The sequence below is a fragment of the Pseudomonas sp. FSL R10-0399 genome (assembly GCF_009600165.1).
Classification (GTDB): domain Bacteria; phylum Pseudomonadota; class Gammaproteobacteria; order Pseudomonadales; family Pseudomonadaceae; genus Aquipseudomonas; species Aquipseudomonas helleri.
Window position 1 is genome coordinate 19,330 of sequence record NZ_WIWK01000061.1, and the last position, 15,643, is coordinate 34,972.

The following is a 15,643-nucleotide window of genomic DNA, read 5'->3' on the forward strand; positions in this document are numbered from 1 at the left end:
TATTTCTTAAAAAGAAACTTCGCTGCAAGTTAAAGGAAATGCAGATCATCAGTTTCAAGACTTTTCCTACGCCAAACCTCGACTCCTCCTACCCTCTATTTTTCATCCCCCACGCATTCCCCCCTTTCTCTCCCACCGCGTTCACCGCTACCCTTACCCGCTCGCAATGGCTCGAACACGCACAGGATTTTAATGGACACTTCTTCACTCCCACTCGCAGCACAGGCCAGCCAGGATAAAGCCGGCAACTGCGGACGCGTTCAGGTGATTGACCGTTCGATTGTCTTGCTCAGGACGCTGGCCCGGCTCAAGCAGGGCGCGTCGGCGCTGGAGCTGGCCAAGCTGACGGGGATTGATCGCACCACGATCCATCGTCTGCTCAAGACACTCAATCACTGGAATCTGATCGAGTCGCACGCCGGTACGTACCGGATCGGCGCCGAGTCATTGATTTATTCGTCGGCTTATCTCAATCGCCTTAACCTGCGCAAGATCGCCCTGCCGTTCACCATTGAGTTGCAGCGTGTGATCGGTGACTTGCAGGCCATTGTCTCGCTGTCGATTCCGGTGGGTGATGAGGTGGTGTTGATTGAGCGGATGTGGACGCCGTCGACGCCGCTGAATGTGATTGTCGATCTGGCGGATCAATTCCCTATCGACGGCAGCCCCAGCGGACGGGCGATTCTGGCCACTTACAGCGCCGAGCAGGCACACGGTTTGCTCGGTGAAGAGCGTTGGCAACGGATCGATCCAGCCTTGCAAAAAATCCGCAGCGAGCAGGACTTTGCCTTCGGCCACGAAGAGTTCAAACCGGGCTTGCACTCGATTGCCTACCCGATTCGCCCCGCCAACGGCCATGCCGTCGGGGCGCTGGTCATCGCCGGGCTGGCCATGGAAGAACAAACCCACCCCGGCTCTGAGCTGGCCAGCCATCTGCGCCGTACCTGTCAGGGCATTGCCGCGCAAATGGCGCCCAACTAACACTGCGCACGCTCAGCCCAGTTGCTCAAGCAAGCGGTTGAGCTGGATCTTGCCGTAGTGCGAACGCGGCAAGGTCTCCACGAAGTACACGTGGCGCGGCACTTTGAAACGCGACAGCACCTGCCGGCAATGGCTTTGCAGTTGCTCACTGGAAGGCGCAGCACCGGGTTTAAGCACGACTGCGGCGCATACCCGCTCGCCCCACTCCAGATCGGTCTGGCCAAACACATGGGCATCCGCCACCTGCGGATGGCTCAGCAGGCACTCGATGACTTCACCCGGCTGGATGCTTTTACCGCCACTGCGGATGATTTCCTTGCTGCGGCCCATGACCTGCAAATAACCATCAGCGCGGATCCGGCCCAGGTCGCCGCTGCGCAGCCAGCCCTCTTCCAGCACCTGCGCAGTCAATTCGAGCTGCTGCCAGTAACCCGCCATTAACTGCGGACCCGCCAGCATGATTTCGCCCATGCCCTGGTCATCGGGCCGGTCGATTCGCAGCCCCGCAGCAAACACAGGACGCCCGACCAGCCCTTCGGCGCTCTCACCGTCGCGGCGCAGTTGGCCCATTTGCGCAGCCGACAAATAGCAGGTCCAAGGGGCTTCGGTCATGCCGTACAACACGCTCAAGCGCGGCCCGAACAACTCACAGGCATCGTCCAGAACCGAGGGCGCGATGGCGGCCGCGCCGATGTCGATGCTCTTCAACACGCTCAGGTCCGGGTAAGCCAGGCGCGGCTCACGCAGCACCCGCAACAACTGGGTCGGCACCAACGAACTGAAGGCCGCACGGTGCTGCTGCAACTGGGCAACAAAGGTAGAGGCATCAAATCGCTCAGCCAGCACCAACTGCCCACCACTGAGCACATGGGCCAGCAATGCCACCGCCGCAATCGGCCACAGCGGCCGCACGTTCAGCAGTACATCACCGGGCAACGCCGCGCGGGCCATGACGATGTTCTGCAACACCGCACACAGGCTGGCGTGGGTGTGCATGACCGCCTTCGGCGCGCCGGTGGTGCCGCCGGTGTAGTTCAACGACGCCAGCTCCGTGCGTGCCTGGGCAACCCGCAGCGGTGCTGCTGCCATGCCAGGAACACTCACTGCATCCAGCGGCAGGCAGACCACGCCCTGCTCCACCAGTGCAGCCGCCACGTGAGCATGGCCTTTGCCGAACAGCAGCAAACGCGCGCCGGCATCCTTGATCTGCGCCAGCAATTCGCCCGGTGCCAGCGAGGGGTCCAGCGGCACGCGGACCCGGCCATGGGCCATGCAGCCGTAATCGGCCAGCAGATAGTCCAGGCTGGTATCGGCCAACAGGGCAACCCGCTCGCCCGTACCGACGCCCAACTCAACCAGCCCCGCCGCGAAGTCATCAAGGGCCTGATCGAGCTCGGCAAAGGTCAGTTCACGGGCGCTGCGCAGGTCTTTGATCGCCAGCGCCTGCGGCCATTTGCGGGCAGCCTGGGTAAACAGTGTGCTGATGTCCATGCTCACCACCCACTGAGGACGATGCGGCCATTGACCTGCCGATTTTCGAGCAAGGCGTGGGCCTGAGCCACTTCGGTAAACGGCAGCACCCGGTCGATCAAAGGCCGGACCTGACCGGCTGCAATCATTGCCAGCGCAGTGCGCAAATCCTCCAGCGTTGCGCTGCCGGAGCCAAGCAGGCTCAGGCGTCGGCCAATCAACAGCCCCGGCGACACCGGCACCGTGCCCGGCTGCACATTGCCCAGCACCACCACGCGCCCGCCCATCGCCATGCTGCGCAAGGTGTCGTGCAAGGTGTGTCCGACGTTCTCCATGGCCACGTCGACCCCCTGGCGCTCGGTCAGTTGCCAGACGGCGGCGCTGTAGCCTTCGCTGCCCGCCACCACTACGTCATGGGCACCCAAGGCACGCAAAAAGTCCACTTTGTCAGCGCTGCCAGTCACTGCAATCACCCGCGCGCCCAGCGAGCGCGCCAGTTGTAATTGATGCGCACCCAACCCGCCGCTGGCGCCGTTGATCAATACGGTTTCACCCGGTTTGAGCTGCGCTTGCGACACCAGCGCACGCACGCTGGTGGCGATCGGGCAGCACGCCAGGGCGGCATCGGCATAGCCAATGCTGTCCGGCAATTGCACTGCTGAAGCCGCAGGTACGCGCAGGTATTGGGCATATGCGCCTTCGGTGTCGACAGAGGGCAAACCTAAAGCGCGGCACAAGTCCTGACGCCCACGCAGGCAGTCACGGCACTGCCCGCAAAAACGTCGCTGGTACACCACCACGCGGCTGCCGACTTTCAAGTGATGCACCTGGGCACCCACTTCAACCACCTCGCCCGACACTTCATGACCGAGCACCACACCGGTATGCGCCCCCGGCAACTTGCCGGCGCGGTGCATCAAATCGTGATGACACACACCAGCGGCTTCAATGCGCACCAGCACTTCATGGGCGTCTGGCTGTGGCGTCGGCACCGTCTCAAGCTGCAACTGCTCGGGGCCACCGAAATCTTTTAGAACGATTGCTTTCATCTTTTATAACCATATGGAAGTACATAAGAATATGTTCATATAACAAACACATTGTTTGTATTGTGCACATGATTTAAGTTTTGCTCACTTTGACGCAGAGCTCAAGTGGCAATGCGTTTTCCTTAAAACGACACTGAATCGAAGCCATGACTGTCGAGTACGAAATAGTTGAAGACGGCGTTTTACTGGTCACGCTCAATCGCCCGGAGCGCTTGAATGCCTTGAACGGTGCTGCCAAATTGGCCCTCGCGCAGGTCTGGCAGCGTGCGCAAGGAGACTGCGCAGTGCGCGCCATCGTGCTGCGCGGTGCCGGTGAACGGGCCTTTTGCGCCGGTTCCGATCTCAAGGAAATTGCCGCCACGGGTGAGACTGTCAGCACACAGGTACTGGCCAATTCGCTGCCCGGCGTGGGCACCCCGTTGACCAAGCCAGTGATCGCCGCGTTGCAGGGCCATACACTGGGCCTGGGCATCAGCCTGGCGATTCACTGCGATTTTCGCATTGCCCGGCACGACACCCGCTTCAGCTTTCCCGAAGTCGGTCATGGCATGCTCTCTGGTTTCAGCACCGTCACCCTGCCCAGCCTGATCGGCGAAGCGGCGGCGCTGGATATCATGCTCAGCGCACGCCCGTTCGATGCCGCACAAGCACTTGAACTGGGGCTGGTCAATGCTGTGGTCGACGACTCCATCGCCGCCGCACTGGACCTCGCCCGGCGTCTGGCAGCCCATGACTCACGCGCCATGCAATGGACCAAACGCTTGCTGTTGGCCAATCGCAACAACCGCCTGCAACAGCATCTGGCCTTGATCGACGAGGCCCGAACCGACGTAATGCAACCTCACTGACAGCCCATAACACTTACTCGCCACCACGACCTGTCAGGAACACCCACCACCAGGAATGGAAAGCGGGCGCCAATCATTTTTGGAGCCTCACCATGTTTCGCCCACGTAAAAATTTCCGCCCCAAGCTGAGCCTGCTGACCGTCGGGATTCTCGGTCTGTACGCCAGCCAGCCTGCGCTCGCCGAAGAGTCGAGCACGCCTTCACTGCAAACCGTGGTGGTGACCGGTGCCCGTGACGGCGGCCGCACTGTGGCCAAGAGCCTTGCGCCGATTGATGTGATCAGCGCCGACGATTTGATGCGTTCGGGCAAACAAAACCTGCGCGACGCGTTGGCCGCTGCGGTGCCGTCGTACACCAATGCCGCCGGGTTTACCGGCGGCACCGGCTTGTCAGTGAAGTCCGCCACGCTGCGCGGACTAGGCGGCAACCATGTGTTGGTGCTGGTGAACGGCAAACGCCGCCATACCACCTCGCTGATTTTCGTCCAGACGGCGGCCACGGCCAGCGGCCAGTCGCCCACCGACCTGGACCTGATCCCGATTTCGGCGGTGGATCACATCGAAGTGCTGCGTGACGGCGCGGCTGCGCAATACGGCTCGGATGCGATTGCCGGGGTGATCAACATCATTCTTAAAAGCAACAGCTCGGGCGGCAGCGGCAGCGCCCTGTACGGCCAGTTCAAAGACCGCGTGGGCGGCAAAGGCAACTTCGGCGCACGCGGTCAGGCGTCGGTGAACCAGGGCTTTGAACTGCCCAACGATGGCTTTTTCAGCCTGAGTGCCGACCTCGGCATTCAAGACAACTCCAACGTGGCCGGTGCCGTACCAGCGCGCACCCGCATCTATTTCCCGGTCAACGGCCAGCCTGACCCACGGGAAAACGGCGAGAGCCGCTACCGCCAGATCATGGGCCAGCCGCGCTCGCAAACCTATAACCTGGCCTACAACATGGAGTTGCCGCTCAACGCGGACTACACGCTGTACTCGTTCTCCACTGCCAGCCATCGCAACTCCGAGAGCTGGGGCACCTACCGCACCGCCAGCTCACCGCAGAACATCGTCTCGGTGTACCCCGACGGCTTCTCGCCGCGCTTTGTGGTCGAAGAGGATGACTTCCAGACCGTGGTGGGCCTGCGCAACGACAACCTCTTCGGCTGGAAATGGGACCTGAGCACCAGTTTCGGCCAGGACAACGCCAACATCCGCAATGAAAAGTCGATCAACCCGTCTTTCGGGCCAGACAGCCCGCGCAACATGGATGGCGGCAACCTGATTGCCAACCAGTGGACCAACAACCTCGACCTGACCCGCGCCTTTGACACCGGTCTGTTCGAGAAACCGTTGAACGTCTCGACCGGTCTTGAGTTCCGTCGCGAAGGCTTCGAGATCCAGTCCGGCGAACTGGCTTCTTATGGCGACGGTGGCTACGTGTTCCCGGTCGGCAGCCCGTTGGCAGGCCAGCGCCCCAACCCCGGTGCACCGGGCCTGACCGGCTTTACCCCGGCAGATGCGCATAACTATTCGCGCACCAACACTGCAGGCTACGTCGACTTCAGCCAGAGCCTGACCGACAAGTGGGATGCCAGCGTGGCCGGGCGTTTTGAGCATTACAGCGACTTTGGCGACACCGCCAGCGGCAAGCTCTCGACCCGCTATGCCTTCACCCCGCAATTTGCGATGCGCGGCACGGTGAGCAACGGTTTCCGGGCGCCGTCCTTGCAGCAGGAATACTACTCGTCGTCGCTGACAGCCTGGCGCGCCAACACCCTCACCGGGCAACTTGAACAGAACGTGACGCGCTACGTCACCGTCGATGATGCGGCCGGTCAGGCCTTGGGCGCCAAAGCCCTGAAGCCGGAAAAATCGATGAACTACAGCGTCGGCTTTGTCGCCACGCCAACCTCCAACCTGGACATCACTGTCGACCTGTACCAGATCGACATCAACAACCGCATCCTGCAAACCAGCAACCTGCAAGGCCCGGCCGTGTCCAACCTGCTGGCAAGCAAAGGCCTGGACCCGAACCAGATCGTCTCGTACTTCGGCAACCTGGCCGACACCCGCACCCGCGGGATCGACCTGGTGGCCGACTACCGCTACGACTTCGGCCAGTACGGCAAGGTCAAGTGGACCCTGCTCAGCAACCAGAGCTTGCAGACCGTGCGCAAAGTCAAGGAACCCGCCGCACTGGCCGGCACCGGCGTGACCGCCGTGGGCCGCGACAAGATCGGCAACCTGACCAGCGCCTACCCGAAAAACGTCACCTCGTTGAACACCGCGTGGCAACTGGGCGACTTCGACGTCAACCTCAAAGAAACCCACTACACCGGCGTCACCGGCCTGAACCAGGTGTCGCCGACCCGCGACGAAAAAATCGACCCGGCGTTTATCACCGACCTGAGCGTGGGCTACTGGCTGAGCGACGCGGTGAAACTGACCGTGGGCGGCGAAAACATCTTCAACCGTCGCCCGCAGCAGCTTAACGACGAAGCCAAGAAGTACTACTTCGCCCCCACCGACAACCCGACCTACAGCTGGTACTCACCCTATGGTCTGGACGGCGCGTACTACTTCGCCAAAGTCGACGTGAGCTGGTAATTGCCCATGAATCCGCCCATTGCCTCGCCCGTCACTCACTCCTCGCCGCGTGCGGCCGAGGGTTTTGATCAGGCCCTGTACCGCAAGCTTGCCTGGCGGATCATGCCCTTTTTGTTTCTGTGTTTTGTGCTCAATTGGCTGGACCGGGTCAATATTGGCTTTGCCCACCTGTGCTTCAAAACCGACCTGAACATCAGTGATGCCACCTTCGGCATCATTGTCGGGGTGTTCTCCATCGGCTATTTGCTGTTCGAAATCCCCAGCAATCTGCTGCTGGAAAAGATCGGCGCCAAAAAGACCATGACCCGCATCATGATCCTGTGGGGGCTGGTGACCGTGGCGACGGCCTTTGCCCAGACGCCCGCGCAATTCTATGTACTGCGCGTGCTGCTGGGCGCCGCCGAGGCGGGGTTTTTTCCGGGGGTGATCCTATACCTGACGTACTGGTTTCCGGCCAGTCACCGGGCGCGGATCACCTCAAGGTTCATCATGGCGATTGCCGTGTGCGGGATTATCGGCGGGCCGCTGTCGACGTCGATCATGAGCCACTTCGATACCGTGGCCGGGTTCCACGGTTGGCAATGGCTGTTCGTGTTGACTGGCTTGCCGCCGATTCTCGCCGGGCTGTTCGCCTGGTATTGGCTGGACAACCGCCCGGCCGACGCACGCTGGCTCAGCCAGGATGAAAAACGGCGCATCGAGCAAGCGTTGGCCGAGGAACGCGGACGCCGCCAACCGGGCGGCCATCAGCATTTTCTGGGTGCGCTTAAAGACCGCAAAGTCTGGTTTATCGTGCTCGCTTACTGCCTGACCATCATGAGTACCGGCAATGTGACCAACATCTGGGCACCGTCGATCATCCGTGACTCGGGCATTACCAGCCTCAGCCAATTGGGCCTGCTCTCAGCCCTGCCCTACGTCATCGCCGTAGGCGTGATGCTGCTGGTGTGTCGCCACTCAGACCAGCAGCAGGAACGGCGCTGGCACTTCACCGTGCCCGGTCTGCTGGCGGCGCTGGCCATGTTGATCTTGCCGCAATGCCTGGGCAGCCCGACCGCAACCGTGGCGACGATGATCCTGATGACCACCGGCTACCTGAGCGCCACGGCGGTGTTCTGGACCATCCCTACGTACTACCTGTCGGACCGGGCAAAAGCAGCGGGCCTGGCCATGGTCAATTGCTGCGGGCAAATCAGCAGCCTGCTGACCCCGATCATGATCGGCCAGATCAAAACCGCCACCGGCGACATTCGCCTGGCCCTCTATATCGTGGCGGCCATGGTCGCCAGCGGCGCCTTGATCCTGTTCTTCGGCGTACCGCGCAAAGCCTTGCGCGACGCCCCTTCAACCCTGGAAAAAACACATGACTGACTACGTCGCCCTGGCCACACAACTGGCAGCGCAGATCCAGCCTGGCGCTGCGCAACGCGATGCCGAGCGCTCCCTGCCCCACGAACAAATCGAGTTGATCCGCCAGTCAGGGCTGGGTGCCGCGCGGGTGCCCGCCGAACTGGGCGGTGGTGACATCAGCCAAGTCGATGTGGCGCGTATTTTCATTACCCTGGCCAAGGCTGACCCGTGTGTGGCCCAGGCTATTTTTCCGCACTTCGCTACCGTCGAGCACCTGCGCCTGATCGCCAACCCGGAGCAACAGGCCCGTTACCTGGGGGCTTTCGCAGACCGCCAACTGTCATCGGGTGCCATTGCCGAACGCAGCGGCACTTTTCGCGGCGAGATCCACACCCGTCTCGAACGTCGTGGCGAGCAACTGATCCTCAACGGCAGCAAGCTCTACAGCACCGGCTGCCTGTTTGCCGACCTGCTGAAAATCCAGGCCGTGGACGAGACCGGCGCAGCTCTGTACGTCATGCTCCCGGCCAATACACCGGGCATCACCCTGCTCGATGACTGGGACGGCATGGGCCAGCGCACCACGGCCAGCGGCAGCACTCTGCTGGAAAACGTGCAGGTAGCGCCCGAGCAGGTAATTCCTTTGAGCCAGTGGTATCAACGACGTAATTACATTGGCGCCAGCGCGCAACTGATCCATTGCTCTATCGACATCGGCATTGGCCTGGCAGCGCTGGACGACGCGGTGTCATGGGCGCGCAACGGCTCACGGCCGGTGCGTGAAAGCGGTGTGCAGCGGGCCAGTGATGATCCGTACATTTTGCACACCATTGGCGACCTTGCCGCCTGCATCCACGGCGCCGAAGCGCTGGTTGAGAAAGCCGCAGCGGCTGTCGACTTCGCCGCTCGCAGCCAGTTACAGGGCCTGCTGCAAGGCGATGAACTGGAAGCGGTCCTGGCGAAAGCTTCCATCGACGTGGCCGAAGCAAAAATCGCTTCCACCCGTGCGGCGCTGCATGTCTGCGAGCGTTTGTATGAAGTCGGCGGCGCAGCCACCACGCAAAGCCTGCACAACTTCGATCGCCACTGGCGCAACGCCCGTACCCACACCACCCATGATTCGCTGGCTTACAAATACAAGGCGATTGGCGAGTTCCTGCTCAACGGCCGCCACCCACCGATCGCGTTTACGTATTAAGCCCTGATTGGCTTCGCGATCTTTTTAAACGATCAAAAGATCGCGAGGCAAGCTCGCTCCTACGGGATGGTGTTATTTGAAGAAATTGCTCGGTGTTTTGCCGAATTGCTTTTTGAACATGGTGGTGAATGCACTCGGGCTGTCGTAGCCCAGAGCCCCGGCGACATCGATGATTTTTTCGCCGACGGCAATGCGCTCCAACGCCAGCAGCAACCGCGATTGCTGGCGCCATTGTCCAAAGGTCATGCCGGTTTCCTTGTGAAACAGCCGCTGGATGGTTTTTTCATCCAGCGCCAGCCGGGCACTCCAGTCGGCCAGGGTCGAACCGTCGCCAGGGTCACGCTGCAACACGCTGCAAATGCTCTGGATGCGCGGGTCGAGCGGCTGCGGCAGGTGCAACGGCAGCACCGGTAAAATCGCCAGTTCATCCAGAATCAGCTTCATGATGCGGTCTTCTCGCGAGTCAGCCTCGTAAGGCGCACGGATGTCGACCGAGGCCTTGATCAGTTCACTCAACAGCGCAGAAATGCTCACAGCACGGGTCTGTGTCGGCAGTTGCGCCACCACCTCGGGCCGAACATAGACGCTGCGCATTTTCAGCGGGCCAACGCATCGCACCGAGTGCACCTGACCACAGGGCATCCAGATGCCACGACTGGGCGGCACCGTCCACTGGCTTAACGCCGAGTGCACCACCATTACCCCTTCAATGGCATACAGCAGTTGATGCTTGGCGTGGGAATGCGGCGCGATTACCCAGTCGGCCGGGTAATCGGTAGCGCTGCAGCTCACTGTCCAGTGCGCTTCATCGACCTCAAGCAGAAATTCTTTCAGCGGTTTGATCATGATTCCCTTTTTGCGACAGTGAGCGCCCGAATTGCGCGAGACAGGCAATTTCGCGAAACCTAGGATAGCCGCTGGTTTGCCTGCGTGCATCCCGTGTCCTTACTCCCTGCCCGGATGATCTTCGATGTCTATAACAAGTACGACCCCGGCGGCTACCAGCAGCCCCAGCAGCAGTCCCAGTGCCTCAGTCAGCAGCCAGTCCAGCCCGTTGGTCATGCGCGTGATCGCCGCTTGCGCGCTTGCCCACCTGATCAACGACCTGATTCAAGCCGTGCTGCCGTCGATTTACCCGATGCTCAAGGCCAACTACGACCTGAGCTTTACCCAAATCGGCCTGATTACCCTGACCTTCCAACTAACCGCTTCGCTGCTGCAACCGGGCGTCGGCTATTACACCGACCGCCACCCCAAGCCGTGGCTACTGCCAGCGGGCATGGTGTGCACCTTGATTGGCATTTTGATGCTGGCGTTTGTTGGCTCGTTCACCTCAATTCTGGTGGCATCGGCGCTGATCGGCGTGGGCTCCTCGACCTTTCACCCCGAGACTTCGCGGGTTGCGCGGCTGGCTTCGGGCGGGCGTTATGGCCTGGCACAATCCACCTTCCAGGTCGGCGGTAATGCGGGCAGTGCCTTCGGCCCGTTGCTGGCAGCAGCCATCGTCATCCCTTACGGTCAGGGCAACGTGGCGTGGTTCGGCCTGTTTGCAGCCTTTGCCATTTTGATCCTGTTCGGCTTGAGCCGTTGGTACCGCCACCACCTCAACCTGTTCAAGCTCAAGCAAGGCAGCGTGGCCACCCACGGCCTGTCGAAAAAACACGTGACCGGTGCCCTGGTGGTGCTGGCGTTGCTGGTGTTCTCCAAGTACTTCTACATGTCCAGCTTCACCAGCTACTTCACCTTTTTCCTGATCAAAAAATTTGACCTGTCGGTGGCCAGCTCCCAGCTGTATCTGTTCCTGTTCCTCGGCGCGGTGGCAGCGGGCACCTTCTTTGGCGGCCCGATTGGCGACAAGATCGGGCGCAAGGCGGTGATCTGGTTCTCGATACTCGGCGCAGCGCCGTTCAGCCTCGCGTTGCCCTATGTCGACCTGTTCTGGACCGGCATTCTGAGCATGATCATCGGCTTTATTCTGGCCTCTGCATTCTCGGCCATCGTGGTGTATGCGCAAGAACTGGTGCCGGGCAATGTCGGCATGATCGCCGGTGTGTTCTTCGGCCTGATGTTCGGCTTTGGCGGCATCGGCGCGGCTCTGCTCGGTCATTTGGCGGACATTCACGGCATTGAGTACGTGTATTCGCTGTGTTCGTACCTGCCGTTGCTGGGCATTTTGACCATCTTGTTGCCGTCAACAAAAAAGGTATAAGCCTTAAATAAACCCCTGTAGGAGCGAGCTTGCCTCGCGATCTTTTCAAGATCAAAAGATCGCGAGACAAGCTCGCTCCTACAGGACAGATTTCCACTCATCCAGCAGGCTGTCGAACAGTGCCTGCGCGGCCGCTGACAGTTCATGCCCCGGCTTAGTCAGCACACCCATCGCCCGCTCGACGATAGGCTCATGCAAGGTAATGCAACGCGCACCCAACTCGCGCATTTGCTCGACGCACAGGGCCGGAACGGCGCTCACGCCCAACCCGCTGGCGACCATGCGCCCGACAGTAGCCAGTTGATGACTTTCAAATTCCACCGGCAATTTCATCTGCCGCGCCTGTAAATGCTCTTCCAGCAGCACCCGCACCGCCGACGGCCGTTGCAGGGTGATAAATGGCTGCTCCAGCAAGGTTTCCCAGTCAATCACTGTGGCATTCGCCAGCGGGCTGTCACTGGGCACCACCGCCACAAAACGGTCGATGTACAACGGAGTGAACGTCAGTGATGAACCCGGCGCCGGTTCAAACGCGACCCCCAGTTCAACCTGGCGATCACGAACCATTTCCAGCACCTGCTCGTTGATGACGTCGTTGACCGTGACATTGAGCTTTGGATAGCGCAGGCGAAAATGCTTGAGGATGGGCGGCAGCAGGTTGCAGGCAAACGACGGAATCGCCGCCAACGTCACCCGCCCACGCTGCAAGGTGAACAGTTGGCGCATTTCGTCTTCTGCGTTGTCCCAGTCCGCCACCAGCTTTCGTGCCCGCGGCAACAGCGCCTGACCTTCGGGGGTCAGGGCCACGTTGCGCGTGGTGCGGCTGAACAAACGTCCGCCCAGGCCTTCTTCCAGCGCCTTGATGGTCAGGCTCAAGGCCGATTGCGATAAATGCAGGCGCTCGCAGGCCACGGCAAAGCTCAGGCTTTGCGCCACGGCAAGGAAGGCGCGGATCTGTTTCACCGTCATGGGCGTGCTCTCGTGTTTTATTATTTCGATTTATCTATCAATCAACCGCAAAAATCAATTTAACAAATCAATCCAGTGGAGTAACACTCGTACCATTCGACACACCATCACCCATCAATAATAAAAGAGGTGCATATGGCAGGTTTTGATAAGCGCGTAGCGTCCTACGAGGAAGCGCTGGCCGGGCTCGAAGATGGCATGACCGTGATTTCAGGCGGTTTTGGTCTGTGCGGCATCCCCGAGAACCTGATCAACGAGATCAAACGCAAAGGCACCCGTGATCTGACCGTGGTGTCCAACAACTGTGGCGTCGACGGTTTCGGCCTCGGCATCCTCCTGGAAGACCGCCAGATCAGCAAAGTGATCGCCTCCTACGTGGGCGAAAACGCGCTGTTCGAGAAGCAACTGCTCAGCGGCGAAATCGAAGTCGAACTTACCCCCCAAGGCACCCTCGCAGAAAAAATGCGCGCTGGCGGTGCGGGTATCCCGGCGTTTTTCACTGCCACAGGCGTAGGCACGCCGGTCGCTGAAGGTAAGGAAACCCGCAAATTCAAAGGCCGCGACTACCTGATGGAAGAGTCCATCACCGGCGACTTTGCCATCGTCAAAGGCTGGAAAGCCGACCATTTCGGTAACGTGATCTACCGCCACACCGCGCAAAACTTCAACCCGCTGGCCGCTACCGCGGGCAAGATCACCGTGGTTGAAGTCGAAGAAATTGTTGAACCCGGCGAGCTGGACCCGGCGCAGATCCACACCCCTGGCATCTACGTCGACCGGATCATTTGCGGCACGTTTGAAAAACGTATCGAACAGCTCACTGAGCGCTCTTGATCCCCTGCCCCCAGCCTTAAGCTCTGGATTCAGAGCACGGAGAATAATAATGGCCCTTACCCGCGAACAAATGGCTCAGCGCGTCGCCCGCGAAATGCAGGACGGCTTTTACGTGAACCTCGGCATCGGCATCCCGACCCTGGTTGCCAACTACATCCCCGACGGCATGGAAGTCATGCTGCAATCGGAAAACGGCCTGCTCGGCATGGGCGCCTTCCCGCGCAAGGGTGAAGCCGATGCCGACATGATCAACGCCGGCAAACAAACCGTCACTGCCCGCACCGGCGCATCGATTTTCTCGTCTGCCGAGTCGTTCGCGATGATACGCGGCGGCCACATTGACCTCACGGTGCTGGGCGCCTTTGAGGTCGACGTGCACGGCAACATCGCCTCGTGGATGATCCCCGGCAAGCTGGTCAAGGGCATGGGCGGCGCGATGGACCTGGTGGCCGGTGCCGACAACATCATCGTCACCATGACCCACGCCTCCAAAGACGGCGAATCCAAACTGCTGTCGCGCTGCAGCCTGCCGCTGACCGGCGCCGGGTGCATCAAGCGGGTGCTGACTGACCTGGCCTACCTGGAAATCGAAGACGGCGCCTTCATCCTCAAAGAGCGGGCGCCCGGCGTCAGCGTTGAAGAAATCGTCAGCAAAACAGCCGGTAAATTGATCGTTCCAGACCATGTCCCGGAAATGCAGTTCGCCTGATCCGCCACTATTTAAGGAGAGAAGTCATGCAAGAAGTCGTCATTGTTGCCGCCACCCGCACGGCCATTGGCAGTTTTCAGGGCGCGCTGGCCAACATTCCGGCTGCCGAACTCGGCGCTGCCGTCATTCGTCAACTGCTGCAAACCACCGGTCTCAAAGGCGAGCAGGTTGACGAAGTGATCCTTGGCCAGGTGCTCACTGCGGGCTGCGGCCAGAACCCGGCGCGTCAGGCGTCTATCCTCGCCGGCCTGCCCCACGCCGTACCGGCACTGACCCTGAACAAACTCTGCGGTTCGGGCCTCAAGGCGCTGCACCTGGCCACCCAGGCGATTCGCTGCGGCGATGCCGAGGTCATCATCGCCGGTGGCATGGAAAGCATGAGCCTGGCGCCGTACGTACTGCCGGCCGCACGCACCGGCCTGCGTATGGGTCACGCGAAAATGCTCGACAGCATGCTGCAAGACGGCCTGATGGACGCGTTCAACGACTACCACATGGGCATCACCGCCGAGAATCTGGTGGACAAATACCAGTTGACCCGCGAGCAACAGGACGCCTTCGCCGCCGCGTCGCAACAAAAAGCCATTGCGGCCATCGAGTCCGGGCGCTTTGCCGACGAGATCACCCCCATCCAGATTCCTCAGCGCAAAGGCGAGCCAATTTCGTTCAAGGTTGATGAACAACCGCGCGACGGCATCACCGCCGAGGCCTTGAGCAAACTCAAGCCTGCGTTCAAAAAAGACGGCAGCGTCACCGCTGGCAACTCCTCGACCATCAACGACGGCGCTGCTGCCGTGGTGCTGATGAGCGCCGACAAGGCCAAAGCCTTGGGCCTGCCCGTGCTGGCCCGAATCGCCGGTTACGCCAACGCCGGTGTCGACCCGGCCATCATGGGCATCGGCCCGGTTTCGGCAACCCGCACCTGCTTGAAAAAAGCCGGCTGGAGCCTCGACCAACTGGACCTGATCGAAGCCAACGAAGCCTTCGCCGCGCAAGCACTGGCAGTGAGCAAAGAGTTGGAATGGGACATGGACAAGGTCAACGTCAATGGCGGCGCCATTGCCCTGGGCCACCCGATTGGAGCGTCAGGCTGCCGCGTGCTGGTGTCGTTGCTGCACGAAATGATCAAGCGTGATGCCAAAAAAGGCCTCGCGACCTTGTGCATCGGCGGCGGTCAGGGCGTGGCCCTGGCCATCGAGCGCAGCTAACCGCAGGAGTGGCCGCCCCGTCTTCGACGCAGCGCTGTCGCGGAGCAAACAGGCCAGCGAATATCTTCAGCATCCCCCAATCGGTTCCCTCTCCTTCGGGAGAGGGCTAGGGTGAGGGATGCTCTTGATTAGAGAGGATTTTTTGTACATATCCGTTGCTGCGGCAACGGCCACTTAGGGTTCCGGCCTTACGCCGTGCCACTTTGAAAAGCGCAAAGTGG

The 15,643-nt window shown here is 60.7% G+C and carries 13 protein-coding genes; 9 read left to right on the forward strand and 4 right to left on the reverse strand.

Features of this window, described 5'->3' with window-relative positions; all coding sequences use genetic code 11:
- The first annotated feature begins 192 nt into the window (after positions 1 to 192).
- Positions 193 to 981, forward strand: coding sequence for an IclR family transcriptional regulator (locus GHO41_RS17340; protein ID WP_153326491.1), 789 nt, complete (start codon positions 193 to 195; stop codon positions 979 to 981).
- Positions 982 to 993: 12 nt separating this feature from the next.
- Here GHO41_RS17340 and GHO41_RS17345 read toward each other — a convergent pair whose 3' ends face one another.
- Positions 994 to 2,472: a class I adenylate-forming enzyme family protein gene (locus tag GHO41_RS17345; RefSeq protein ID WP_153434224.1), complete on the reverse strand. Its 1,479-nt coding sequence runs from the start codon at positions 2,470 to 2,472 to the stop codon at positions 994 to 996.
- A 2-nt stretch (positions 2,473 to 2,474) separates the two neighbouring features.
- A complete protein-coding gene (locus GHO41_RS17350) occupies positions 2,475 to 3,500 on the reverse strand; it encodes an alcohol dehydrogenase catalytic domain-containing protein (RefSeq protein ID WP_153391120.1) in 1,026 nt (341 codons plus the stop codon).
- Between the two features lie 146 nt (positions 3,501 to 3,646).
- Between GHO41_RS17350 and GHO41_RS17355 the strand changes: the two genes are divergently transcribed.
- The 4 genes from GHO41_RS17355 to GHO41_RS17370 all read left to right on the forward strand — a co-directional run bounded on the left by GHO41_RS17355 (position 3,647) and on the right by GHO41_RS17370 (position 9,493).
- The gene (locus GHO41_RS17355; protein ID WP_048369225.1) at positions 3,647 to 4,348 is read left to right on the forward strand and encodes an enoyl-CoA hydratase/isomerase family protein; all 702 of its coding nucleotides are present in this window, start codon (positions 3,647 to 3,649) and stop codon (positions 4,346 to 4,348) included.
- A gap of 92 nt (positions 4,349 to 4,440) precedes the next feature.
- Positions 4,441 to 6,945, forward strand: coding sequence for a TonB-dependent siderophore receptor (locus tag GHO41_RS17360; RefSeq protein WP_153326497.1), 2,505 nt, complete (start codon positions 4,441 to 4,443; stop codon positions 6,943 to 6,945).
- Between the two features lie 6 nt (positions 6,946 to 6,951).
- Complete coding sequence (locus GHO41_RS17365) at positions 6,952 to 8,316, forward strand: MFS transporter (protein ID WP_153434225.1); 1,365 nt, start codon at positions 6,952 to 6,954, stop codon at positions 8,314 to 8,316.
- Positions 8,309 to 9,493: an acyl-CoA dehydrogenase family protein gene (locus GHO41_RS17370; protein WP_153434226.1), complete on the forward strand. Its 1,185-nt coding sequence runs from the start codon at positions 8,309 to 8,311 to the stop codon at positions 9,491 to 9,493. The genes GHO41_RS17365 and GHO41_RS17370 overlap by 8 nt, the downstream gene beginning before the upstream one ends.
- A gap of 72 nt (positions 9,494 to 9,565) precedes the next feature.
- Here the strand turns inward: GHO41_RS17370 and GHO41_RS17375 are convergent, their stop codons facing one another.
- Entirely contained in the window at positions 9,566 to 10,387 is an 822-nt protein-coding gene (locus GHO41_RS17375; protein ID WP_153434229.1) for a helix-turn-helix domain-containing protein, read from the reverse strand.
- 76 nt (positions 10,388 to 10,463) lie between these two features.
- Here GHO41_RS17375 and GHO41_RS17380 point away from each other — a divergent pair, with 76 nt between their 5' ends.
- A complete protein-coding gene (locus GHO41_RS17380; protein WP_153326503.1) occupies positions 10,464 to 11,702 on the forward strand; it encodes an MFS transporter in 1,239 nt (412 codons plus the stop codon).
- Positions 11,703 to 11,780: 78 nt separating this feature from the next.
- On the opposite strand, the gene GHO41_RS17385 is transcribed toward GHO41_RS17380, so the two are convergent.
- Positions 11,781 to 12,671 (reverse strand): LysR family transcriptional regulator, encoded by an 891-nt coding sequence (locus tag GHO41_RS17385; protein WP_153434227.1) that lies wholly within the window; start codon positions 12,669 to 12,671, stop codon positions 11,781 to 11,783.
- A 135-nt stretch (positions 12,672 to 12,806) separates the two neighbouring features.
- Between GHO41_RS17385 and GHO41_RS17390 the strand changes: the two genes are divergently transcribed.
- The 3 genes from GHO41_RS17390 to GHO41_RS17400 are packed head-to-tail and all read left to right on the forward strand — an operon-like array spanning position 12,807 to position 15,422.
- A complete protein-coding gene (locus GHO41_RS17390) occupies positions 12,807 to 13,505 on the forward strand; it encodes a CoA transferase subunit A (protein ID WP_048369230.1) in 699 nt (232 codons plus the stop codon).
- Positions 13,506 to 13,554: 49 nt separating this feature from the next.
- Positions 13,555 to 14,214: a CoA transferase subunit B gene (locus tag GHO41_RS17395; protein ID WP_048369231.1), complete on the forward strand. Its 660-nt coding sequence runs from the start codon at positions 13,555 to 13,557 to the stop codon at positions 14,212 to 14,214.
- 26 nt (positions 14,215 to 14,240) lie between these two features.
- A complete protein-coding gene (locus GHO41_RS17400; RefSeq protein WP_153373827.1) occupies positions 14,241 to 15,422 on the forward strand; it encodes an acetyl-CoA C-acetyltransferase in 1,182 nt (393 codons plus the stop codon).
- The last annotated feature ends 221 nt before the right edge of the window (positions 15,423 to 15,643 follow it).